The organism is Pseudogracilibacillus auburnensis, from assembly GCF_003201975.1.
In the GTDB taxonomy this organism is placed as follows: Bacteria; Bacillota; Bacilli; order Bacillales; family Amphibacillaceae; genus Pseudogracilibacillus; species Pseudogracilibacillus auburnensis.
Window position 1 is genome coordinate 15,391 of record NZ_QJJQ01000021.1, and the last position, 22,522, is coordinate 37,912.

The window sequence follows — 22,522 nt, forward strand, 5'->3', positions numbered from 1 at the left end:
CCGCAAACCGCCCAAAAATCCAACGCAAAATCTACAAAAAGATAATACCTAGCTGAGCTAAGCTATTCGCATACACCTTACTATGGATCGTTCGTTCTTTCTGATCGTTTCCTTTCAGATGAAAAACTAAACGACTCTCGTTCGTATGTAATACACTTTCTAATTGTTTCATAGAATGAACATGCTGGTCGTTTACTTTCACAATCGTTTCGCCAATACGGATGCCGATTCTATCAGCAGGAGAGTTTTCCATGACCCAGAAAACTTTCAAACTGTGTTCTATTTTAAGGATCATTGGTTTGGCTCTCGTTTCTTCTCTATATACATTCAGTTGGATAAGTATTCTTCCAATGATAGCAATAATGACAGTAAGCAGTGATAGATACTGCGAATAAAAGGAAAGAAAAGAAAATACCATGACAATGATCGCAAGTAAGGCAGTTTGTGCAGCTATTTGTCTAGCTATTTTTGTTGGGACATCACTCTTTACTAAATAGTTGAACCCGATCAAAAATGGGATGAGAACAATGCTATACGTTTCCTCACCAAGTGGAAAAGTTGGCCAAAAAGAAAAGATTGGTGTCATTGTTTCACCAGGAACGAGCATAAAAAAAGGAATAAAACATGCTTTTTTAAGCTTATATTGCCCGATAATCGAACCACGTTTACTATTCATCCGTTCTGGAAAACTATGATGATTCGTAACACTCCATAGCAGAATTGCCTCCACTACTAAAAAAATACCAATCAACAAAGTTAAGCTCGTTAAAATTTGGTAATAAGATGTATGAAGTGTTGCAAGGGACGGAAATAATAACAAGTAAGCAATGCCGATTACATAGCTTGCCGAAAGAAGACTATATTGATAAACAAAGTTTAAGATGATAATCGTTATACATAAAATTAAAATAATTTCATATGTAAATAATAAACCAAAGCTAATGGCTAAAAGCGAAATAACAAGACTAGTACATAATGAAATAAATAAAGTTCCTTTCCATTCGGAGAATCGAGGTGTTATTCTTTTACCGAATTGTTTCATTTCATTTTTAGTATGTTTTCTATTTACGAAAAGGGCGGATACAATCATCCAATATAATAAAGGATTTTTTAAAAAGCGTATAAAAGCAATGATTATTTCATTTAACCAATCTATTTGCATATGATCACCAATCTTTTAGAGGATGTTCAAAAGTCCAACAAAAATGACACATCGAATTTCTGCGTTGGCAGTTAAGAAAGGATAAATCCTTTCTTACTGCATAAGTGCTACTAAGGCATTCGCAGTAAAGGCGTAGCGAAAGTCAAGTTTTCTAAGCTTGCTTTTCCGGACTCACGTATGTAAAAGCATATGCTCCGTTCCTCGGGAGCTACGCCGCCTTGAACTTCTCAGGTCTTCTTTTATCGGCCTTTTTGAACACGGACTTTTAGGAAAATGTTGCACTTTTTAGCAGATCTGAAAGGATAAAATTTTCTTGGCTCCTATAAGTTCTCGCCATGAAAGACTTTTAGATAAACCGACTTTTTTTACATAAAATTTTATAACGCTTTTAGAAACCGCTTATCGCCTGCCAAGGGCAAGCATATCTTTCGTATAATCATAACAAACTTTCTCGGAATATAGTATAATTAGCATGTGTAGCAAGGTAATGAAGTTGTTGTTATAAGGTGATGATTAAAATGGAAAAGTCAATTCAGGTTCAAGATATTGTTCGCGCTTTTTCCTTGGAAGTATTAACAGGGGAAGAGCATTTAGAAGTAAAAATTACAAAATCAATTGCTAGAAGACCAGGTCTAGAGTTTATAAAGTATTTAGACTACTTTCCAATGGGACATGTGCAAGTACTAGGGAAAAATGAAATTCACTATTTGCATACATTAAATGAACCAGAGCGTGATGAACGTGTAGGAAATGTAGTGAAATATAACCCCCCTTGTATCATCGTTACGGATGGTCAGGAAGGGCTTAAATATTTGCCGAAATATTGTAAGGAAAAACAGATTCCACTTTTACGTACAGAGGAAGCGAACTATGAATTTATTCGTAAGATCGATAATTATTTAATCAAACGTTTAGCTCCAGAAATTGCGATACATGGGGTTTGTGTAAATGTATTTGGTATTGGCGTACTATTACGTGGAGATTCAGGTGTTGGAAAGAGTGAAACAGCGCATTCTCTCGTAGGGCGTGGGCATCGGTTAGTGGCAGATGATATTGTCGTTTTAAAAAAGCTGAGTCCACAAACATTGCTCGGAACACATAATGAGACAAATAGGGAATTGTTGTCCCTTCGTAGTATCGGGCTGTTAAATGTTGTCCGAATGTATGGGAGAAGTGCCTTTCAAGATGAGTCAAGAATTGCTCTAGATATTGAGCTGACGAAATGGCAGGATAATGCATTGTACAATGATTTAGAAGTGGAAACGAAATTTACTTCCTATATGGATGTAGAAATTCCGTATATCCAAATTCAGTTAAAACCTGGTCGAGATGTTGTCGGTTTAATTGAAGCAGCGGTTAATAATTGGTATTTAAAGCAACAGGGATACAGTGCTGCAGATGAGTTTATGAAACGAATTGAAGAAGAAACAGAATAATGACGGGAGGCGAGGATTTCATTTCCTCGTCTTTTACGTTAAAAAATTAAGTTCAACTCATTGTTTCAATAATAGTTCAAAACACCTTTAAAATAAGATATAATAAAGGAGATATAGGAGAAGGGAATTTATAGGATGAGCTATCAAGCATTATATCGTGTCTGGAGACCGAGAACATTCCGTGATGTAGTAGGACAATCGCATATTACACAAACATTGCAAAATGCCATTTTTGGTGAGAAATTTTCGCATGCCTATCTCTTTTCTGGTCCACGTGGAACCGGGAAAACGAGTGCTGCGAAAATTTTTGCGCAAACAATTAATTGTGAACAAATGCCGACAAAAGAACCTTGTAATGAATGTGCGGCATGCCGTGGGATCTTAGATGGTTCGATCCAAGATGTCATTGAGATCGATGCTGCTTCCAATACGAGTGTCGACGATATTCGTGATATTCGTGATAAAGTAAAATATGCTTCAAGCTCTGTCCCATATAAAGTATACATTATTGATGAAGTGCATATGATTTCTGTCAATGCCTTTAATGCTTTATTGAAAACATTGGAGGAACCACCTCCACACGTCGTTTTTATCTTAGCAACGACAGAACCACATAAAATTCCTTTAACCATCATCTCTAGATGTCAACGTTTCGATTTTAAATCCATTAACAATAAAGTCATTGTCGAGCGGATGCAAGAGATTATGGATCATGAAAAAATAGCTTATACAGAAGATGCGCTAGAAGCAGTTGCGCTTGCTGCTGAAGGTGGGATGCGTGATGCTTTAAGTATTTTAGATCAAGCTATTTCCTACAGTGATGGCAAGGTTGAAATAGACGATGTACTTACCGTAACGGGTGGAGTTTCACAACATATTTTAACGGACATTGCGAGGTCGATGTTTGAACAAAACACCCAAAATACGTTACAATTATTTGACACAATGGTTCAAAATGGGAAAGATCCAGGGCGGTTTGTTTTTGATTATATTTACTTTTTAAGAGATATGTTATTTTATAAAACAACGCCTGATTTAGCGGGGTATATGGAAAGAGCTGTTGTAACGGACGAATTTAAACAGCTGACTGAACTTGTGGATGTCGATTGGATCCAGGATGCGATTGTGGAACTAACACAATGTGAACAGCAAATTAAGTGGACGAATAGCCCAAAAGTATTTGTTGAAATAAGCCTTTTAATTATTACCAATCGCTATAGCGAATCGAATCAACAGAATAAACCTGCTCCATCAGATGACGTTTCACAATTGGTGCAAAGAATAAGCCAATTAGAGAAAAAACTTACTGAAATGGGGACAGCACAAGAATCTACACCAAAGACATCTACCCCAAGAAGGGAAGCACCAAGAATAAAGAGTAAAACATATGATATACCATATGGAAAAATAAGAACGGTGCTTGATCATGCGGAAAAGTCCGCCTTACAAAAGGTTAGAAAAGAATGGGCGAACTTTCTAGAACAACTAAAAACAACAAATGCGCCGGCACATGCGACGATTCAGGATAGTAAGCCTGCTGCCGCTTCAAATGATTCTTTAATCGTTGCTTTTAAATATGAAATTCATTGCTCCCTTTTTCTTGATCATAAAGAAATGGTTGAATCTATCTTAGCAAATACGATTTCCAACCATCTGATTATTATTCCGATTCCGGAGCAAGACTGGTATGAACTGCGCCAAGAATATGTAAATAATCAGGAGCAAACCCATTCGGATGAAGATAAAGAGGAAAATGTTCCAGTAGTGGAAGAAGCGCACAAGCTATTCGGCGAGGACATAGTAGAAATTCGCGAGTAAAAAATAGAATGGAACGATAAATAGATGTAACTGAACAATTGTAAGGCAACGATTACCTCTTGCATAAAACCTTTGCACGTAAGTTGAAACTAGAATCTTATTGCAACGAACTACTCTAGTTGTTTGGAGCGAAAGTGACTGACTCCAGCGGGAAAAACACGAGTCTGAAGACCCCACAGGAAGTGGTTTTCTTCCGAGGCGGGTTAAGTACGCGACGTCCCTGTCGCAATACCCGCACTAGCACGTCCTGTGCGTCGGAGGCTGAAGCCGTGCCCGCGGAAAGCATGTCACTTTTCGCGGAAAACAACGATAGGATGGAACGCATTTTAGTGGTTATTCAGTAGTCCCTAAATAAATCGATACAATTTGAGGAGGAGTTAATATGAAAGGCATGGGAAACATGGGAAATATGATGAAACAAATGCAGAAAATGCAGAAAAAGATGATGAAAGCACAAGAAGAGCTTCTAGAGATGGAATTTGAAGCTTCGGTTGGTGGCGGAATGGTAACAGTCATTGCCGATGGAAGTAGAAAAATTTTAGATGTTCAAATTAAGGAAGAAGTAATCGATCCAGATGATGTGGAAATGTTACAAGATTTAATTTTAACTGCCACAAATGATGTGTTGAAACAAATTGAAGATAAAACAGAGCAAACGATGGGGCAGTTTACAAAAGGATTAAACATGCCGGGTATGTTTTAACTTTTGCAGTCGCCTTTAGGAGGCAGGAAAATGTATTATCCAGAACCAATTTCAAAACTAATTGATAGTTTTACAAAATTGCCAGGAATTGGGCCGAAAACAGCTGTCCGCCTGGCTTTTTTTGTGATTGATATGAATGATGATGATGTTGTTGATTTCGCTAAAGCATTAGTGAGCGCGAAACGTGAATTATCTCATTGTGCTATATGTGGTCATATTACAGATCAGGAAACATGCTCCATTTGCCAAGATCATACGAGGGATGAATCGATCATTTGTGTTGTTGAAGATTCAAAAGATGTCATTGCAATGGAGAAAATGCGAGAATTTAATGGGAAATATCATGTGTTACATGGTTCCATTTCTCCGATGGATGGAATTGGACCAGAAGATATTAATGTCCCAAGCTTAATTCAACGATTAAAAGAGAATGACGTGAAAGAAATCATTTTAGCGACGAATCCAAATATAGAAGGGGAAGCAACAGCAATGTATATTTCTAGGCTCGTCAAACCATCAGGAATCAAAGCGACGCGAATTGCGCACGGCTTGCCAGTTGGTGGAGATTTAGAATATGCCGATGAAGTAACACTCGCTAAGTCTTTAGAGGGAAGAAGAGAATTATAAAATTGAACATTTCTTCTAAACGTTAGTTACACTTTCGGGGTAAAAGGGTATATATGCTAAAAGGAGCCAGCTAAAGTATTGTTACTGCGGTAACCGTGGATAGAATAGAAGATATGATAATTTTAGCTGCCTATCATTTTGGCGGCACTTTTTTTCCTTTATCATAAAGGGGTTTAAAAATTAGGGGATGTTTGTTACTCCTAAGCATATACATAATAAAAGACGGGAAATCGGATGATCGTGTGGAAAATAAGAATGCTAGCTTACCTAGCAAATGGAATATGCGAGACTCCTGTGGGAGGAAAACCACACTATTTTCCGCTTTACCCTAAAAAGACTAATTTATTGTAGGGTGAAAAGATGAGAAGAAAAAGAAAACAAAAAGACATGGATCGAGAGTTGTTGGATACTATATTTGAAGTGGAGGCTGAGTGGAAGAAATTACGACATATTGTTGATAATAGTGTTGAACCGATGGATGAGAGCGGCAAAAAGCTACAATTATCAGAAGCTAAATTTATGTTTCTCTTAAAAGAAGCAAAACATCGAAAAATAAGTGTTTTAAGATATTAATATACAACAATCTTTCATATAAACTATTTCATCAGTTCTATTTTTTATCTTTATGACATAAAAACTAATAAAGGTAAAAAGGGGTTGATGTAGAATGAACACAACAACAATGATCATTATTGGCATAATAGGTTTAGTAATTGTATTATTCATTATCCGAGCACCTTCTAAAGCATCGAAAATACTAGGACACGGTGCAATTCGATTAACCATTGGCGTATTATTATTGTTTTTCTTAAATGTATTTGGTGGTTCGATCGGACTACATGTTCCGATTAATATTTTTACAGTACTTGTAAGTAGTGTTTTAGGCATATTTGGGGTTACTTCTTTAGCGGCCATACATTTATTTATATTATGAAAGGTCTCATCGATGTAAACATGTTCGTACATTGTATAAAATTCGTTAGATTAGGAGACACTATCTACTAAACTAACGGAGGTGTATAGTATGGGACAATGTGTGATTTGTGAGGAAGAAAAGGCGGAAGGAATTCATCTATATACATTATTTATTTGTACAACATGTGAATACAATATTATTCATACAGAGGTTCGAGAAGAAAAATACCGATATTATGTTCGAAAATTGAAAAATATGAATCAACCATCGCTTTTTTCATAGAAATTTTTAAAAGACGGACCATTTTTACTGGACTTTTTGAACGACCTCTCATAATAATATAAAATAATAGAAGCGCAGGAGATGCTTAACGGTTGTTATGAAAATGATAATCCCATATAGCACTTGCGTTTTTCTTTTTTCTTCAGAAATTAATCTGTCTCATTTTTTCGAAAAACAGTCTCACCTTTTCTGTACGATGACTTGATTTAACGTGTTTTCTTTACTTTTCACCGTTTTCTGATTAATATTATTGTTATATAACAAGCTATTTAAATAGGAAGAAGATGTAACGAACTCACATATCCTCTCAACTCTTTGTATGATTCTTCTTATTACTAAACTCCATCCTTCAAAAAAATTTGTGAACATTTAAATATAAAGAGAAACCATGATACAATGGACATAGTATAATTGATATACACAACTATACAAAAATCGATAAAAAATGGAGCAAACGCCTAAGGTAATGAATTGGGTTTTCATATATAGAGGGAGAGTAGTATATGTGAAAGGTTTTATTACAATTGAAGGTGGTGAAGGAGCTGGAAAAACAACAGTTCTTGAACTACTTGATGAAAGACTTACTGAATTAGGATATGACGTCCTTTTAACCAGAGAGCCGGGTGGGATTTCCATTTCTGAGCAAATACGTGAGATCATTCTTCATCCTGATCATACAGAAATGGAAAAGCGTACAGAAGCATTATTATATGCAGCAGCACGAAGGCAACATTTAGTTCAAAAAGTATTACCTGCACTTCAAGAAGGGAAAATTGTTCTTTGCGACAGGTTTATTGACAGCAGTCTTGCTTATCAAGGTTACGCAAGGGAAATAGGCATAGATGAAGTATGGATGATTAATCAATTTGCCATTGAAAGTTGTATGCCATCACTCACTCTGTATTTTGATATTGAACCTGAAAAGGGATTAAAGCGAATTGCCCTAAATAATGAACGAGAGAAAAACAGATTAGATTTAGAAAAGCTTGCATTTCATAAAAAAGTATACAAAGGTTATCAACTGTTATTAGAAAGATTTCCTGATAGAATGAAAAAGATAAATGCAGAAGAAGAGATGGAGAAAGTAACGACGAATGCTTTACATTCTATTTTAGCTCATTTAAAAAAGGAGGAAGAACAATGAAACTGATTATTGCCGTTGTTCAAGACAAAGACTCCAACCGTCTAATTAATGCGTTGAGTCACGAAAATTTTCAAACGACGAAACTTGCAACAACAGGTGGATTTTTAAAAGAAGGAAATACGACTTTAATGATTGGGTGTCAAGATGAGCATATTGATGACGCATTAAAAATTATTAAAGAAAACTGTTCACAAAGAGAACAAATGGTAGCCCCGATCTCCCCAATGGGTGGGAATGCAGATTCCTACATTCCAAAGCCTGTCAAAGTGGAAGTTGGTGGAGCAACCGTATTTATTTTACCGATTGAATCCTTTTATCGGTTCTAACATAAAAAGAAGGGGTTTTACAGGATGAAAATTGGCCAGGAAATGCGCTCCAAAGTGGATCAAAAGCCAATGAGGAAGGTTCATGAAGGAAGGCAAAGCTTTGAACAAATTGTTCAATCACAGTCACATAAAATGAAGCAAAAAGAACTAGAAAAATTAATGGATGACATTACCGAACAAGGTAAAAGGTTATCTAGATTTCGTTCTTTTCGTGATTTAGCTAAATTTAAACGGATGATTAAACAATTTTTACAAGAAACGGTTTATAATGGATTAGAGCTAAATGAATCAAGAAGCTTTCATACGGGTGCTTTTAGTCATAAGTTAACTACTGTAAATGAAATTGATGAAAAATTAGTTCAATTGACGAATGATATGATGGATCAAGAAAAGAAAACAGTTGACTTATTAGGGATTATTGGTGAGATCCAAGGTCTGTTAATCAATTTATATACATGAAAATGAAGGAAGTCGTTATATGAAGACTTGGGCAGAACTGAATGAAATTCAACCACTTGTTGGAAGGATTATGACCAATAGCTTTCAAAAGGAGCGTGTTTCCCACGCATACCTTGTTCAGGGATCGCGTGGGACTGGTAAAAAAACGATCGCAAAATTAATTGCGATGACATTGTTTTGTCATGATAAAAATGGTATCGAGCCATGTCAAGCGTGCCATATGTGTAAACGAATTAATTCAGGGAATCATCCCGATGTTCATTGGATTGAACCTGAAGGAAAATCGATAAAAAATGAACAAATCGAAGCATTGCAAACGGAATTTGGTTATACGGGTTTGGAAAGTACACGAAAAGTTTATATTATTTCCCAGGCAGAAGCATTAACGGTTAATGCAGCAAACCGAATATTAAAATTTTTAGAAGAACCTGAAATCGAAACGACTGCATTATTATTAACAGATAATGGGCAAGGGATCATTCCTACGATACGATCTCGTTGCCAAATACTAGATTTAAAGCCATTAGATGATGAGGCTTTTCGACATAGATTAATAAATTTGGATAGTATGACAATTAGTGAAAATAACGCACGATTCATAAGTGCTTTAACAAATAATATAGATGAAGCAATGGTTTATCATTCAGAAGAAAAAATCTATCAAATTCGAGATTTAGTTTCACAGTTTATATATATATTACTTTCTCATTATGATGAACGTTATTTATTTGTTCATCAAAAATGGTTGGTTCAATTAAAAGATAGAAAAGCACAAGAGCAGGGGTTAGATTTACTCCTATTAGCTTTTAAAGATATTATTAATGATCAAATCGGTAGAGAGAAAAACATGTTCCTATTTCAACCAAATGATGGACTGTTAAAGAGAGCAGGAGAGCAATTTTCACAAAAAAGATTACTTCGTATATTACAAGCTCTTTTAAGTGCAAAGCAAAAGTTACACCAAAATGTTCATCCAACGTTAGTAATGGAACAACTGGTACTTCAATTTTAGAGGTGGGTTAGCATGATAGAAGTAATCGGAGTACGCTTTAAAAAAGCAGGCAAAATTTATTACTTTGATCCGAATGATTTTCATATAAGATTAGATGATCATGTGATAGTGGAAACAGTAAGGGGAATTGAGTTTGGTAAAGTAGTAATCGTAAATAAATTAGTTGATATAGAAGATGTAGTACTTCCATTAAAAAAAGTAATGCGAATCGCAAGCCATGAAGATGAAATGAATGTGCAAGAAAATGAAGGGTTAGCGAAAAAAGCTTTAGACATATGTACTGAAAAAATACATTACCATCAATTAGAGATGAGTTTAGTTGATGTTGAATATACATTCGATCGTAATAAAGTAATATTTTATTTTACGGCAGAAGGAAGAATTGACTTTCGGGATCTTGTAAAAGACTTAGCAGCCTTATTTAAAACGAGAATTGAATTAAGACAAATAGGGGTTCGTGATGAAGCTAAACTTTTAGGTGGTATTGGCCCATGTGGTAGAATGTTATGCTGTTCCACATTTTTAGGAGACTTTGATCCAGTATCCATTAAAATGGCGAAAGATCAAAGTTTATCTTTGAACCCAGCCAAAATTTCTGGACTTTGCGGTAGATTAATGTGTTGCTTAAAATATGAAAATGATAGTTATGAAGAGGCAAAAAAACAATTACCAGATGTGGGAGAAGAAATTCATACTAGTTTTGGAAGCGGAAAAGTAGTTGGTCTTAATATATTAGAAACGTTAATCCAAATTCAAATGTATGAAAATGATCATGTTATCGAATATACTTTAGATGAGTTAATTGAAGAAAAAATAATTTCTGTACCAGTAACAGAATAAAGAGGTGGGTAGGAGTGAACAAGAGGCAAATATTTGATCAAGTATCACATATGGAAACACAAATCGGAGAATTATATGAGCAATTGGGAAACTTAAAAAATGATTTGAGTGAAATTATTGAAGAAAATCATCGACTAACTGTAGAAAATAAACATTTACGAACTTATTTAGAAGAAAATAAAGTTGATGAAAAAAAGAAGCAAAAAGAAAAAAAGCGTGAAAATAATGTACCAGGTGAAGGGTTCGATAATTTAGCAAGAATTTATAAAGAGGGTTTTCATATTTGTCATATGCAATTTGGTAGTCCGAGAACTGATGAAGATTGCTTGTTTTGCCTCGAGTTGTTTGATTGATTAACATATCCAAAAGGTGTGAAGAGAGTATCATACTGTGTTTATTTGCTCCTTATAGAGGATGTTCAAAAAGTTCAACAAAAATGATGCCATCGAATTTCTGCGTTGGCAGCTAAGGAAGGATAAATCCTTTCTTGACTCGCATAAGTGCAACTAGGGCATTCGCAGTAAAAGCGTAGCGAATGAAAAGTTTTCTAAGCTTGCTTTTCTGGCACTCACGTATGTAAAAGCTTTAGGGGATCTTCCGTTACATTCGCCCACGTCCCAGGACGTGGCGTTTTTAGCCAGTGGAACTTCTTGGTCCTTGTTATTGGCCTTTTTGAACACGCACTTATAACCTACTTTTGCACATCATTTGTATTTCTGTCTCCCTTATGGAATCATTCCATGTAAATTAGGAGACAGTTTTTTTCGCATATGCATAGAAGAAAGGGAAACACTTTTCTTACTGCTCCCTTAAAAGCGTAACGTCTTGCTTCATTCGCTTACGCTCGATCATCGAACAGCAATTGGCGCAGACGGTTGTAATTAACACGTGGACGGCGATTACTCGTCCCAACGTAAAGATTTGCACTAGCACGTCTTGTGCGTCGTAAGCGCAACATCCCCTCTGTCGGCCCTCGCAGCTTGTCGATCAGTGTGTTTTCTTAAACGTATGTGAAGTTTTTTAAAGTGGAGGATTTAATGTATGAAACTTTATGATGATGAAAGAATAGATTATTTAATTTCTAATGAAAAGATCCAGATTATCCAAAGTCCAACAATCTTTTCTTATTCCCTAGATGCAGTTTTACTTGCATACTTTACATATGTTCCTATTAATAAAGGAAATATTTTAGATTTATGTACAGGGAATGGAGTTATCCCCTTCTTATTATCGCAAAAAACGAAAGGGCAAATTGTCGGTTTAGAAATCCAAAGTAGGCTTGTAAATATGGCGAGAAGAAGTGTATTATTAAATGATTTACAAGAAAGAATAAACATTGTTGAAGGCGACTTGAAAGAGGAGCAACCAAATTTAAAGCAAAGTAATTATGAGGTTGTTACATGTAATCCGCCTTATTTTACGACACCGCAAAAGACGGAGCATAATCAAAATGAATTTTTAACCATTGCAAGACATGAAGTATGTTGTACATTAGAAGATGTGGTAAAAGCATGTAAGCTGTATGTAAAGCCCGGTGGGAAAGTGTCGATTGTGCATCGACCAGAAAGACTTGTTGACATGATTACCCTTTTTCGTAAATATAGGATCGAACCAAAACGTGTTCAATTTGTCTATTCGAAAATGGCAAATGAAGCAAATACTCTATTAATCGAAGGCATCCGTGATGGAAAACCAGGACTTAAAATTTTACCTCCATTGTATATTTATAATGATGACGGAACGTATACGAAAAAAGCGAGGGAAATTATTTATGGAAAATAACCATCTTGTCTACATATTAAAATGTAAGGATGACACATTATATACTGGTTACACAACAAATATGGAAAGACGACTAAAAATGCATGAAAGTGGAAAAGGTGCAAAGTATACGAGAGGACGGGGACCATTTACCGTTATGTATCAAGAAATGCTAGCAACGAAAGAAGCAGCCTTAAGCAGAGAATATGAAATAAAAAAATTACAACGCCATGAAAAGTTAACTCTAATTAAAGAGGAAAAAGGGAAGATCTATCATGCAAATTCAAAAAAGCTATGAAAATAAAGAGCAAGGAACACTCTACGTCGTTCCAACGCCAATCGGTAATTTGGAAGATATTACATTTCGGGCTATTCATACGTTAAAAAAAGTTGATCTTATTGCGGCCGAAGACACACGGCACACAAAGAAATTATTAACTCATTTTGAAATTAAAAATCAATTAGTAAGCTATCACGAACATAATAAAATAGAGAGAGCAAATCAAATAATGGAAAGATTATTAAATGGGAAGGAAATTGCCATTGTTAGTGATGCAGGAATGCCGGCAATCTCAGATCCAGGCTTTGATTTAGTGCGAGAGGCAATTGATCGGGAAATAAATGTAGTGGTACTACCTGGTGCAAATGCTGCATTATGCGCTTTAGTTGGTTCCGGATTGTCTACGTCGGAATTTTTATTTCACGGGTTTTTGCCTCGCAAAAAACAAGAGAAGGAAGCAGAGCTTACTCGTTTGAAGGGGTTGACGGCGACATTAATCTTTTATGAATCCCCCTATCGATTGAAAGACACTTTACGAATGATCTCAAAACGGCTCGGGAATCGACAAATTGTTATCGCCCGGGAAATAACAAAAATATATGAGCAAATAATCCGAGGAAATGTAGAAGAAGTGCTTGATTGGATGGAGAAAGATGTCGTAAAAGGAGAGTGTTGTATCATCGTCGAAGGAAATAAGGAAGAGGAAGAAACAGACACATTGTGGTGGGCTTCCTTGACGATTCCTGAACATGTTTTACATTATGAACAACAGGATCATCTATCCCATAAAGAAGCAATGAAACAAGTGGCGATCGATCGTAGCATGACAAAGAGGGATATCTATCGACAAATACATGTGAAAAAATAGGGAACAAAAGCGCAAGCACCCTTACAGGTTCAAAACGCGACGTCTTGGGACTGCAATCAATCTCGACCCATCGAAAATCTTTGCATTTGCGATTACTCCATGCAAAGAACACTGTGCGTCTAAGCTAGATGAAGCTCACTTCGCAAATAATTTTTATGAACAAGTAGATCCAAATGATCATTTCAAGCAAGCAAAAAAAAACGCTCGCATCTATTAGTAAACAGCATCTTTCTAGTTAGATAAAATCTAACAAGTAGGGGTACTTTATTACTTGATGGATGCAAGCATTTTTTAAAAATGGAAGGAACAGAACAATGTATATTGAAATATTCTATTATTATATCGATCTATTTATTCGATAAAAAATTTCACGAAAAATCTATAAATTGTTTACATATTCGCTCTGTTTTCGTGTTACAAGATTAATTATTTAAACCAAAGTTTTTTTGAATTTCATTGACTAAAGCTTTTGCACCTTCTGGACTCAATACAATTTTGCCATTTGCTAAAGCAATGTTATCGTTTGTATTTTCGCCAGTAATATGACAAGCCATATTAGGTACATATTTTTTTAAGACAATTTGATCTCCATCGACATAAATTTCAATGGCATCTTTTTCCTTAATACCTAATGATCGTCTTAGTTCAATTGGTATAACAACCCTACCTAGCTCATCCACTTTTCTAACCATACCAGTAGATTTCATAATGAATTTCCGATCTCCTTTCAAAAAATAAATAAGTATACATTATACTCACTCTATTATACACGAAGAGTAAATGTATAAAAATGTATAATTCGACAAAAAATGTACAGTATTATTGTAGCAATCTCTGAAAATAATGTAAATAACTTTAAACTACTAAAAAATTTCCAAATAAAGTAACAAATTTTCAAGATTGTAAACATTTATTTGCACAAAGTTTATGTAAAAAGTGACATTGTCGACATTATACTACAATTATATATTAATTTTGAAAATAAGTCATGGTATACTTACAATTTGGCAAATATTGTTTAGAAAATGGGAAGCTAGTTAAATACAAATGATATAGATTAGCACATATGTAATGCGTGTTTTTACTAGATAAGTACAATTTGAAATTTCACATAATGTGTTATTTACTATTAAGTTACACTACTTTAATTATACATGGAAATCAATTTTCATCCTTCAAATAGTTAGGGAATAATCCGAACAATATATTGAAAACAGTTGCTTTCTACTAAAGGCGAACGCTTTCTTAAGGCCTGCGTGAGCCGCCTTACTCACCTTTGCTTGCTGTGGGACTCCGAAGTATAATTTATTGCGTAGTAATCGCAGTCGCAAAGACCTTCGATAGGACGAGATTGATTGCCGTCTCAGGTCGTGCTCGTGCAAATCTTTGTGGTAGGACGTAATCGACGTCCCGGGACGTGGCACACTTAGTCTGGATTCCCTCTTATGCTATTTTATTAGGAGTCGCCTCTGTTACAAGCGACATGTTTAGTATTTTTATTTTCAAGTAATTGGTTATAAAGTAAATGTGATTATTCGGATAAATCACCCAATATACTATTTATGAGATTGTCTCATGTATATACTTTATTATTCGTGAAAAAATCTATACAATAGATATATTCATACACGATAGTATTTTTGTCACTTAGCTGAGATGAAAGTTGTAGACTTTCTTCCTGCATAAGTGCAACTAAAGCTTTCGCTATTTACTATTTGGCGATAAACTTAGTTTTCAAAAAGAGGAGATATGAAAATGTCAGAAAATAAAAAAACGTTCTATTTAACGACACCAATATATTATCCGAGCGGTAATTTACATATTGGACATGCCTATTCAACAGTAGCTGGAGATGCGATTGCTCGGTATAAAAGAATGCGCGGTTATGACGTAATGTATTTGACTGGTACGGATGAACATGGGCAAAAGATCCAAAAGGCAGCTGCTGAGCAAGGTTTAAGTCCACAGCAATATTTAGACGGGATCGTAGAAACGATTCAACTATTATGGAAGAAGCTAAAAATCACGAACGATGATTTTATTCGAACGACAGAGGAAAGACATAAAGTAATTGTAGAAAAAATATTTGCCCAATTAGTAGAACAGGGAGATATTTATTTAGACGAATATGAAGGATGGTATTGTATTTCGTGTGAGTCGTTCTTTACGGATTTACAACTAAATGAAGGTTGTTGTCCTGACTGTGGAAAAAAGGTCGAAAAAGTAAAAGAAGAATCATACTTTTTTAAAATGAGTAAATATGCGGATCGTCTTGTTCAATATTATGAAGATCATCCAGAGTTTATCCAACCAGAAAGTCGTAAAAATGAAATGTTAAATAATTTTATTAAACCTGGCTTAGAAGATTTAGCTGTTTCTCGTACTACTTTTGACTGGGGAATTAAGGTTCCGGGAAATCCAAAACATGTCATTTATGTATGGATCGATGCGTTAACTAATTATATTACTGCGCTAGGGTACGGAACGGAAAATGATGAAAAGTTTAAAAAGTATTGGCCAGCAGATGTGCATATTATGGCGAAGGAAATTGTTCGTTTCCATACGATCTATTGGCCGATCATTTTAATGGCATTAGATCTACCGCTTCCTAAAAAAGTATTTGCTCATGGATGGATTTTGATGAAAGATGGTAAAATGTCAAAATCAAAAGGGAATGTCATCGATCCTTATACATTAATTAACCGCTATGGATTAGATGCACTTCGTTATTATTTATTACGCGAAGTTCCTTTTGGCTCAGATGGTGTCTTTACTCCAGAAGGGTTCGTTGAAAGGGTAAATTATGATTTAGCAAATGATTTAGGAAACTTATTAAATCGAACAGTTGCAATGATTGGTAAATACTTTGACGGAGAAATAGCAGCATATCGCTTTGCTGAAGAAAAAGAAGATGAAGGTTTAGAAACATTTATAAAAGAAACAATAAAAAATGTAGAACATGCGATGGAAGAAATGCAATTCTCGGTTGCTTTATCATCCATATGGCAATTAGTTAGTAGAACGAATAAATATATTGATGAAACAGAACCATGGGTTTTGGCAAAAACAGAAGAGAAACGTGATCGTTTAGGTAATGTAATGGCACATTTAGTGGAATCACTACGAGTGATTGCTGTGATGCTTAAGCCTTTCTTAACAGAAGCACCTGAAGAAATCTTTAAACAACTTGGAGTGGAAGATACTTCCTTAACAGAGTGGGATAGTATATACGAGCAAGGGAAAATTGCTGCAGGAACAAAAACGGTAAAAGGAGAGCCGATTTTCCCTCGTTTAGATATGGAAGAAGAAGTACAAGCAATCAAAAGTATGATGAAGTCCACCGTTGTAGAGGAAAAGAAGGTAGAAGGCAAAGCAGAAATCGTGTATGACGATTTTATGAAGCTTGATTTTCGTGTCGCTGAAATTTTAAAAGCTGAGAAAATGAAAAATGCCGATAAATTGTTAAAGCTACAAGTCGATATTGGATCAGAAAAACGCCAAATTATTTCAGGAATCGCCCAACATTACGATGCTAATGAATTAGTTGGTAAAAAAGTAATTTGTGTCATTAATTTAAAACCTGTTAAATTAAGAGGCGAAATGTCAGAAGGAATGATTTTATCTGGTGAAGGACCTGACGGAAAATTATCGCTTGCCACGGTAGAAGAGTCCTTACCGAACGGATCAGTTGTTGAATAATAATGGAAAAAAGGTCAAACTCTATCGATAGAGGGCGACCGTTTTTTTCTTTTTCTGTTTCCTACATTATGTTGATTTTTCGTAAATAAGATACGTGAAGCAGCCCGTATACACTCCTGATCAGGCTGTACTTTCCTCCCTCCATCGTTGTAAAAGGATGTGACGTCATCGACACTTTGGGATTACGATTGCCCGGCGCAATAAACATCGACGTTCGAGTATTCAAGAAGCGTCATCGAAAAGTAAATTGTATACGGCTAAGAGCTTCTTAGCACAACATGTATGAAAATAGTCTTTCGCTTTAAAGTTATTGGAGGTTGGTAGGATGTTATTTGATACACATGTTCATTTAAATGCGAGGCAGTTTGCAGAAGATCGTCATGAAGTCATTGAGCGTGCATTTGAAGCTGGAGTAAATCGAATGGTCGTCGTTGGCTTTGACGAGGAGACAATACCAATTGCAATCGAAATTGCTGAACAATACGAATCAATATATGCGGCGGTTGGCTGGCATCCGGTCGATGCGATTCATTATAAGGAAGAGCATTTAAAGTGGCTAGAAGAATTGAGTAGCCATCCTAAAGTAGTCGCGCTAGGGGAAATGGGTCTGGATTATCATTGGGATACATCACCGAAAGAGATCCAAGAAGAAGTGTTCCGTAAACAAATTCGGCTCGCAAAGAAAATGCATAAGCCCATCATTATTCATAATCGTGAAGCGACTTCAGATGTGATAGCTATCTTACAAGAAGAAGATGCACAAACGGTTGGCGGAATTATGCATTGTTTTAGTGGATCTGTTTCTGAAATGCAAGATTGTTTACAATTGAATTTTTATATTTCATTAGGTGGCCCCGTAACCTTTAAAAATGCAAAGGAATTAAAAGAGGTAGCTAAAGTAGCCCCTTTAGATCGTTTATTAATTGAAACAGATGCGCCCTATTTAGCCCCTCACCCTAATCGTGGAAAAAGAAATGAACCAGCATATGTCACATTCGTTGCAAAACAGATTGCAGAACTAAAGAACATGGAATATGAAGAAATTTGCCAAATTACTACACACAATGCCTTGAAATTTTTTGGTATAAAATAAACAAATATGGTCATAATGGATAATACTACTTCTGAGCTTAGCATGGTGCTAGGCTTTTTTATTTACAAAAATTGATAGATGCATAGTTTCATAGACGAATTTACTTATCCGGATATTACATTTGTATGTCAAAAAGCATAGGAGTGAAAGTAGAAATGAGTAATAAGTATGTACCGCGCTTACATTCACAGTATTCAGAAAATACTATTTCCATGTAATGGATTTGTAAAGTATTCGTAACCGTACTGATTTTGACTTGATTCTTAAATGTCAATATAATTGGTAACGAAATGAGGAGGCTATAAAATGCAAAAATTACTAAAACCGTTACTAGCTGTTAAAACAAAGTCCGGGTATTCCGTACTAACGGCAGTAGTGGTTACCCTATTTTCAACGTGGGTAATATTTGATGCAACCAAAGCGGAAGTAGTTATTGCGGCAGATGGAGACGTCCAAACGGTCAAAACTCATATAACCACTGTCGGTGAACTGCTTGAAGATTTGGGCATCGATGTTGGGAAACACGATGCACTATCCCATGGAGAAAATGCTAAAATAGTCGATGGGATGAAAATCCAATTTGAAACAGCAAATAAGATTCTATTAACTATCGACGGAAAAACGGAAGAATATCATACAACTGCTGTAACAGTTGGGCAGTTTTTCCAAGAAGAGGGCTTAACATTCTCAGAACATGACGAAATATCACATAACAATATAGAAGTTTTAGAAGACGATCTAGAAATCGAAATAACGACTGCATTCCCAGTTGTAGTAGATGATGGTGGAGAGGAAACAGAACTATGGACTACTGGCGGGACAGTTAAACAATTATTACAGAGAAATGACATAACATTCGCAAAACAGGATAAAATCGAGCCTAATCTTGATGAAAAGGTAAGCGAAGATACGAAAGTGTCTATTATCCACGTTGAAAAGAAAAAAGAAGATATAACGGAAAGAATTCCTTTTCAAACAGAAGAAGAAGATGATTCTTCTTTAAAGAAAGGTACAACTCGTACTATTTCTGAAGGTGAAGAAGGAGAAATACTTAAAACATATGAAATAACATTAGAAAACGGAAAAGAAGTTGACCGTGAAGTCATTGCAGAGGACGTAATCAAAGAAAGTAAAAACAAAGTGATTGCGATCGGAACAAAGGAAGAACAAAACAAAGTTGTTTCAAATACAAACAACAACACAACAGCAAGCAAAAGTTCTACTGCAAATGAGTCGAATTCATCTAATTCATCAGAACCGGCAAGTGACGGAAAAGTATTTACAATGGAAGCCACAGCTTATGGGCCAGATTGTAAAGGATGTTCAGGAACTTCGGCATACGGTATTAATTTAAAAGCATCGCCAACACCGAAAGTAGTAGCTGTTGACCCTAGTGTCATTCCACTTGGAACGAGAGTATGGGTTGAGGGGTATGGAGAGGCTATCGCTGGTGATACAGGTGGAGCAATTAAAGGAAATAAAATTGACGTTCTCGTTTCATCTGAGGCACATGCTGCGAGTAATTGGGGACGTAGAACAGTTACAGTAAAAATTTTAGATTAATAAAAGCGAAAAGGTAAAATGCTCTTGTCATTAATAGTGGCAAGGGCATTTCTTTTACTGCTTGGAAATTTCATCATAAAATATATACACTTCCTCGACCCGGTAGTTCTGGAAAGAGACGAGCGCTTGCTCTTTTGTTTTTGGAAAAGATATAATAGAGAAAATATGTAATTGAAAGAGGAAACGTACATGAAAATGAAAGAAATTATCGTTGTAGAAGGAAAAAGTGATACGATAAAAGTAAAACAAGCTGTTCAAGCCGATACAATTGAAACGAATGGTTCTGCAATAAACAAAGAGACGCTACAATTAATAAAACATGCTAAACGAAAACGTGGGGTTATTATTTTTACAGATCCAGATTTTCCAGGTGAAAGAATTCGGCACATTATTAATCAGGAAGTCCCGGGATGTAAACATGCCTTTTTATCAAGTAGTGAGGCGAAATCATCTTCCATCAAGAAAAGTATTGGAATTGAACATGCTTCTGTACAAGCAATTAAACAGGCGCTACATCATGTTTATGAATTAACTGAAGGTATAGAGAGCGATATTACACAGCGTGATTTACTCACATATGGGTTGATTGGTGGTCTAGATGCAAAAATGAAAAGGGAACAATTAGGCAGTATACTACATATAGGTTATACAAATGGAAAACAATTATTAAATCGTTTACATATGTTCCAAATTTCAAAAAATGAATTAGATTTAGCAATGAAGCATATACTATGATAGGAGGACAAGATGACATTTACTGATTTTATTGCAACCCCAAAGCGTACAAAGCAAATTTTACATCAATATGGTTTTTCTTTTAAAAAAAGTTTAGGTCAAAATTTTATCATTGATGCCAATATATTAAAAAACATCATATCATCTGCCGGAATAGACAAAACTTCTGGAGTTATTGAAATTGGTCCCGGGATTGGGTCATTGACCGAACAATTGGCCATACATGCAAAAAAGGTCATTGCGTTTGAAATTGACAGACGATTATTACCGATCTTATCCGATACCTTATCTTCGTTTAGTAATGTAACGATTATAAATGAAGATATACTCAAAGCGAACATACAACAAGAAATTAAAAAACATTTCACACCAGATCTACATATACATATCGTTGCCAATTTACCTTATTATATTACGACCCCCATTTTAATGAATGTTTTACAACAAGAAACACCAATAGAAAGTATTACAGTTATGTTACAAAAAGAAGTTGCTGATCGAATGGCGGCTCTTCCAAATACGAAAGCATATGGTTCATTATCTATTGCCGTTCAATATTATACAGAGGCGCAAGTTGTCATGGAGGTTCCGAAAACAGTATTTATTCCTCAACCGAATGTTACTTCAAGTGTATTAAAGCTTGTAAGAAGAAAAGAACCTTTAGTAAAAGTAGCGAATGAAGAACAATTCTTTACGATTGTTCAAGCAAGTTTTACCCATAGACGTAAGACGATACGAAATAATTTAGTTAGCTTTTTTAAACAAACCTATGACAAAGGAGAGATAAACGAGTTTTTATCGAGCGCCCAAATTGAAGGATCAAGACGTGGTGAATCACTTTCTATCCATGAATTTGCTGCGTTATCAAATGCATTTGACCGTTAAGTTATGTTTTTTAACGCTTGCTTATCCGTATAGTCAAATAAAACATTTTTAAGAAACTTTTAGAAAGTGGTTGACTTTATGAATGGAATATTGATATAATTATATGTTTTATTTGACTGTTATACAAGCTTATGGTATGATATATTATAGTGAGGTGGAGTCCTAGTGAAAACATTAATGGAAATAAAAAAGGGTCTTGAAGGGCAAATTGGTAAACGTTTAAAGTTAACCGCTAATGGTGGTCGACGTAAAACAGTTATCAGGTCAGGAGTTTTATCGGAGACATATCCTTCTGTTTTTGTTGTAGAACTAGACAAAGATGAAAACGCATTTGAACGTGTATCATACAGTTATGCTGATGTATTAACAGAAGCAGTTGAAATTAACTTTGTAGATGATAGAGGTAAGGCAGCAACCGAGTAGTAAACGATCGTTTACTACTTTTATTTATTATATAGGATAACGTCTAAAAATGTAATGTACCTTTTTTTATGCAAAAATTGACATGAGTGAATCGGCGCTTTGTGCATAACATACTAATGTCGTAACAATTCTCAGGCAGAAAGGAGATGTCTTTCATGGGTAGACGGCGAGGAGTTATGTCAGACCAATTGAAAGAAGAAATTGCCAAGGAGCTAGGGTTTTACGACACAGTGAAAAAAGAGGGATGGGGCGGAATAAGAGCCCGAGACGCAGGTAATATGGTAAAACGTGCAATCGAAATGGCAGAAGAAAATATGCAAAAAAAAGGCAAATCCTAAATGGATTTGCTTTTTTTTGGGTTTATTGATCCGCTTAAATAGTATGAACAGTCATATCTTGGCTCGCTATCTTTCCAAAAATAAATAAAGATAATATAAATTACTGAAAAAAAGTTCGGTTGTCTGTTATCATAATTGGTAAGGGGGAATAA

At 35.4% G+C, this 22,522-nt stretch carries 25 protein-coding genes; 23 read left to right on the forward strand and 2 right to left on the reverse strand.

Annotation, left to right across the window (positions count from 1 at the left end; genetic code table 11):
- Positions 1–31 precede the first annotated feature (31 nt).
- Complete coding sequence (locus DFR56_RS20300; RefSeq protein ID WP_110397286.1) at positions 32–1,162, reverse strand: PDZ domain-containing protein; 1,131 nt, start codon at positions 1,160–1,162, stop codon at positions 32–34.
- A gap of 518 nt (positions 1,163–1,680) precedes the next feature.
- Between DFR56_RS20300 and hprK the strand changes: the two genes are divergently transcribed.
- The 16 genes from hprK (at position 1,681) to rsmI (ending at position 13,634) form a co-directional block, all read left to right on the forward strand.
- On the forward strand, positions 1,681–2,598 hold the full coding sequence (gene hprK, locus DFR56_RS20305) for an HPr(Ser) kinase/phosphatase (protein WP_110397287.1): 918 nt from the start codon (positions 1,681–1,683) through the stop codon (positions 2,596–2,598).
- Between the two features lie 135 nt (positions 2,599–2,733).
- On the forward strand, positions 2,734–4,416 hold the full coding sequence (gene dnaX / locus DFR56_RS20310) for a DNA polymerase III subunit gamma/tau (RefSeq protein ID WP_110397288.1): 1,683 nt from the start codon (positions 2,734–2,736) through the stop codon (positions 4,414–4,416).
- Between the two features lie 382 nt (positions 4,417–4,798).
- Positions 4,799–5,119 carry a YbaB/EbfC family nucleoid-associated protein gene (locus DFR56_RS20315; RefSeq protein WP_110397289.1) on the forward strand — a complete coding sequence of 107 codons (321 nt, stop codon included), beginning with the start codon at positions 4,799–4,801 and terminating at the stop codon, positions 5,117–5,119.
- A gap of 30 nt (positions 5,120–5,149) precedes the next feature.
- Positions 5,150–5,746 (forward strand): recombination mediator RecR, encoded by a 597-nt coding sequence (gene recR / locus DFR56_RS20320; RefSeq protein WP_110397290.1) that lies wholly within the window; start codon positions 5,150–5,152, stop codon positions 5,744–5,746.
- A 360-nt stretch (positions 5,747–6,106) separates the two neighbouring features.
- Complete coding sequence (locus tag DFR56_RS20325) at positions 6,107–6,319, forward strand: YaaL family protein (protein WP_110397291.1); 213 nt, start codon at positions 6,107–6,109, stop codon at positions 6,317–6,319.
- Between the two features lie 94 nt (positions 6,320–6,413).
- On the forward strand, positions 6,414–6,680 hold the full coding sequence (locus DFR56_RS20330; RefSeq protein ID WP_110397292.1) for a pro-sigmaK processing inhibitor BofA family protein: 267 nt from the start codon (positions 6,414–6,416) through the stop codon (positions 6,678–6,680).
- Positions 6,681–6,770: 90 nt separating this feature from the next.
- Positions 6,771–6,944: a sigma factor G inhibitor Gin gene (locus DFR56_RS20335; RefSeq protein WP_110397293.1), complete on the forward strand. Its 174-nt coding sequence runs from the start codon at positions 6,771–6,773 to the stop codon at positions 6,942–6,944.
- Between the two features lie 505 nt (positions 6,945–7,449).
- Positions 7,450–8,088 carry a dTMP kinase gene (tmk, locus tag DFR56_RS20340; protein ID WP_110397294.1) on the forward strand — a complete coding sequence of 213 codons (639 nt, stop codon included), beginning with the start codon at positions 7,450–7,452 and terminating at the stop codon, positions 8,086–8,088.
- Positions 8,085–8,414: a cyclic-di-AMP receptor gene (locus DFR56_RS20345; protein ID WP_110397295.1), complete on the forward strand. Its 330-nt coding sequence runs from the start codon at positions 8,085–8,087 to the stop codon at positions 8,412–8,414. Before tmk ends, DFR56_RS20345 begins: the two co-directional genes overlap by 4 nt.
- Positions 8,415–8,438: 24 nt before the next feature.
- Positions 8,439–8,873 carry a YaaR family protein gene (locus DFR56_RS20350; RefSeq protein ID WP_110397296.1) on the forward strand — a complete coding sequence of 145 codons (435 nt, stop codon included), beginning with the start codon at positions 8,439–8,441 and terminating at the stop codon, positions 8,871–8,873.
- A gap of 19 nt (positions 8,874–8,892) precedes the next feature.
- Positions 8,893–9,885, forward strand: a complete 993-nt coding sequence (gene holB, locus DFR56_RS20355) for a DNA polymerase III subunit delta' (RefSeq protein ID WP_110397297.1) — start codon at positions 8,893–8,895, stop codon at positions 9,883–9,885.
- A gap of 12 nt (positions 9,886–9,897) precedes the next feature.
- Complete coding sequence (locus DFR56_RS20360; RefSeq protein ID WP_110397298.1) at positions 9,898–10,725, forward strand: PSP1 domain-containing protein; 828 nt, start codon at positions 9,898–9,900, stop codon at positions 10,723–10,725.
- 14 nt (positions 10,726–10,739) lie between these two features.
- The gene (yabA, locus tag DFR56_RS20365; protein ID WP_110397299.1) at positions 10,740–11,078 is read left to right on the forward strand and encodes a DNA replication initiation control protein YabA; all 339 of its coding nucleotides are present in this window, start codon (positions 10,740–10,742) and stop codon (positions 11,076–11,078) included.
- 688 nt (positions 11,079–11,766) lie between these two features.
- A complete protein-coding gene (locus tag DFR56_RS20370) occupies positions 11,767–12,507 on the forward strand; it encodes a tRNA1(Val) (adenine(37)-N6)-methyltransferase (protein ID WP_110397300.1) in 741 nt (246 codons plus the stop codon).
- Positions 12,497–12,784, forward strand: coding sequence for a GIY-YIG nuclease family protein (locus DFR56_RS20375; protein WP_110397301.1), 288 nt, complete (start codon positions 12,497–12,499; stop codon positions 12,782–12,784). Before DFR56_RS20370 ends, DFR56_RS20375 begins: the two co-directional genes overlap by 11 nt.
- Entirely contained in the window at positions 12,762–13,634 is an 873-nt protein-coding gene (rsmI, locus tag DFR56_RS20380) for a 16S rRNA (cytidine(1402)-2'-O)-methyltransferase (RefSeq protein ID WP_110397302.1), read from the forward strand. Before DFR56_RS20375 ends, rsmI begins: the two co-directional genes overlap by 23 nt.
- Positions 13,635–14,056: 422 nt before the next feature.
- Here the strand turns inward: rsmI and DFR56_RS20385 are convergent, their stop codons facing one another.
- Positions 14,057–14,341 (reverse strand): transition state genes transcriptional regulator AbrB, encoded by a 285-nt coding sequence (locus DFR56_RS20385; RefSeq protein ID WP_110397303.1) that lies wholly within the window; start codon positions 14,339–14,341, stop codon positions 14,057–14,059.
- A 1,048-nt stretch (positions 14,342–15,389) separates the two neighbouring features.
- Here DFR56_RS20385 and metG point away from each other — a divergent pair.
- The 7 genes from metG to DFR56_RS20420 all read left to right on the forward strand — a co-directional run bounded on the left by metG (position 15,390) and on the right by DFR56_RS20420 (position 22,370).
- Positions 15,390–17,333: a methionine--tRNA ligase gene (metG, locus tag DFR56_RS20390; RefSeq protein ID WP_110397304.1), complete on the forward strand. Its 1,944-nt coding sequence runs from the start codon at positions 15,390–15,392 to the stop codon at positions 17,331–17,333.
- Positions 17,334–17,658: 325 nt separating this feature from the next.
- The gene (locus DFR56_RS20395; RefSeq protein WP_110397305.1) at positions 17,659–18,426 is read left to right on the forward strand and encodes a TatD family hydrolase; all 768 of its coding nucleotides are present in this window, start codon (positions 17,659–17,661) and stop codon (positions 18,424–18,426) included.
- A gap of 306 nt (positions 18,427–18,732) precedes the next feature.
- On the forward strand, positions 18,733–19,989 hold the full coding sequence (locus DFR56_RS20400; RefSeq protein ID WP_110397306.1) for a resuscitation-promoting factor: 1,257 nt from the start codon (positions 18,733–18,735) through the stop codon (positions 19,987–19,989).
- Positions 19,990–20,178: 189 nt separating this feature from the next.
- Positions 20,179–20,724 (forward strand): ribonuclease M5, encoded by a 546-nt coding sequence (rnmV, locus tag DFR56_RS20405; protein WP_110397307.1) that lies wholly within the window; start codon positions 20,179–20,181, stop codon positions 20,722–20,724.
- A gap of 12 nt (positions 20,725–20,736) precedes the next feature.
- Entirely contained in the window at positions 20,737–21,609 is an 873-nt protein-coding gene (rsmA, locus tag DFR56_RS20410) for a 16S rRNA (adenine(1518)-N(6)/adenine(1519)-N(6))-dimethyltransferase RsmA (protein WP_110397308.1), read from the forward strand.
- Positions 21,610–21,786: 177 nt separating this feature from the next.
- Positions 21,787–22,032 (forward strand): Veg family protein, encoded by a 246-nt coding sequence (locus DFR56_RS20415; protein WP_110397341.1) that lies wholly within the window; start codon positions 21,787–21,789, stop codon positions 22,030–22,032.
- A gap of 155 nt (positions 22,033–22,187) precedes the next feature.
- Positions 22,188–22,370: a small, acid-soluble spore protein, alpha/beta type gene (locus DFR56_RS20420; RefSeq protein ID WP_110397309.1), complete on the forward strand. Its 183-nt coding sequence runs from the start codon at positions 22,188–22,190 to the stop codon at positions 22,368–22,370.
- The last annotated feature ends 152 nt before the right edge of the window (positions 22,371–22,522 follow it).

Coding starts and splice junctions, on each gene's coding strand:
- DFR56_RS20415 (WP_110397341.1), top strand. CDS start 21,787: ATGGAAATAAAAAAGGGTCTTGAAGGGCAAATTGGTAAACGTTTAAAG.
- DFR56_RS20335 (WP_110397293.1), top strand. CDS start 6,771: ATGGGACAATGTGTGATTTGTGAGGAAGAAAAGGCGGAAGGAATTCAT.
- holB (WP_110397297.1), top strand. CDS start 8,893: ATGAAGACTTGGGCAGAACTGAATGAAATTCAACCACTTGTTGGAAGG.
- rsmI (WP_110397302.1), top strand. CDS start 12,762: ATGCAAATTCAAAAAAGCTATGAAAATAAAGAGCAAGGAACACTCTAC.
- metG (WP_110397304.1), top strand. CDS start 15,390: ATGTCAGAAAATAAAAAAACGTTCTATTTAACGACACCAATATATTAT.
- DFR56_RS20370 (WP_110397300.1), top strand. CDS start 11,767: ATGAAACTTTATGATGATGAAAGAATAGATTATTTAATTTCTAATGAA.
- DFR56_RS20360 (WP_110397298.1), top strand. CDS start 9,898: ATGATAGAAGTAATCGGAGTACGCTTTAAAAAAGCAGGCAAAATTTAT.
- DFR56_RS20395 (WP_110397305.1), top strand. CDS start 17,659: ATGTTATTTGATACACATGTTCATTTAAATGCGAGGCAGTTTGCAGAA.
- DFR56_RS20300 (WP_110397286.1), bottom strand. CDS start 1,162: ATGCAAATAGATTGGTTAAATGAAATAATCATTGCTTTTATACGCTTT.
- recR (WP_110397290.1), top strand. CDS start 5,150: ATGTATTATCCAGAACCAATTTCAAAACTAATTGATAGTTTTACAAAA.
- DFR56_RS20400 (WP_110397306.1), top strand. CDS start 18,733: ATGCAAAAATTACTAAAACCGTTACTAGCTGTTAAAACAAAGTCCGGG.
- hprK (WP_110397287.1), top strand. CDS start 1,681: ATGGAAAAGTCAATTCAGGTTCAAGATATTGTTCGCGCTTTTTCCTTG.
- DFR56_RS20345 (WP_110397295.1), top strand. CDS start 8,085: ATGAAACTGATTATTGCCGTTGTTCAAGACAAAGACTCCAACCGTCTA.
- DFR56_RS20325 (WP_110397291.1), top strand. CDS start 6,107: ATGAGAAGAAAAAGAAAACAAAAAGACATGGATCGAGAGTTGTTGGAT.
- DFR56_RS20330 (WP_110397292.1), top strand. CDS start 6,414: ATGAACACAACAACAATGATCATTATTGGCATAATAGGTTTAGTAATT.
- DFR56_RS20350 (WP_110397296.1), top strand. CDS start 8,439: ATGAAAATTGGCCAGGAAATGCGCTCCAAAGTGGATCAAAAGCCAATG.
- DFR56_RS20315 (WP_110397289.1), top strand. CDS start 4,799: ATGAAAGGCATGGGAAACATGGGAAATATGATGAAACAAATGCAGAAA.
- rsmA (WP_110397308.1), top strand. CDS start 20,737: ATGACATTTACTGATTTTATTGCAACCCCAAAGCGTACAAAGCAAATT.
- DFR56_RS20385 (WP_110397303.1), bottom strand. CDS start 14,341: ATGAAATCTACTGGTATGGTTAGAAAAGTGGATGAGCTAGGTAGGGTT.
- rnmV (WP_110397307.1), top strand. CDS start 20,179: ATGAAAATGAAAGAAATTATCGTTGTAGAAGGAAAAAGTGATACGATA.
- DFR56_RS20375 (WP_110397301.1), top strand. CDS start 12,497: ATGGAAAATAACCATCTTGTCTACATATTAAAATGTAAGGATGACACA.
- DFR56_RS20420 (WP_110397309.1), top strand. CDS start 22,188: ATGGGTAGACGGCGAGGAGTTATGTCAGACCAATTGAAAGAAGAAATT.
- dnaX (WP_110397288.1), top strand. CDS start 2,734: ATGAGCTATCAAGCATTATATCGTGTCTGGAGACCGAGAACATTCCGT.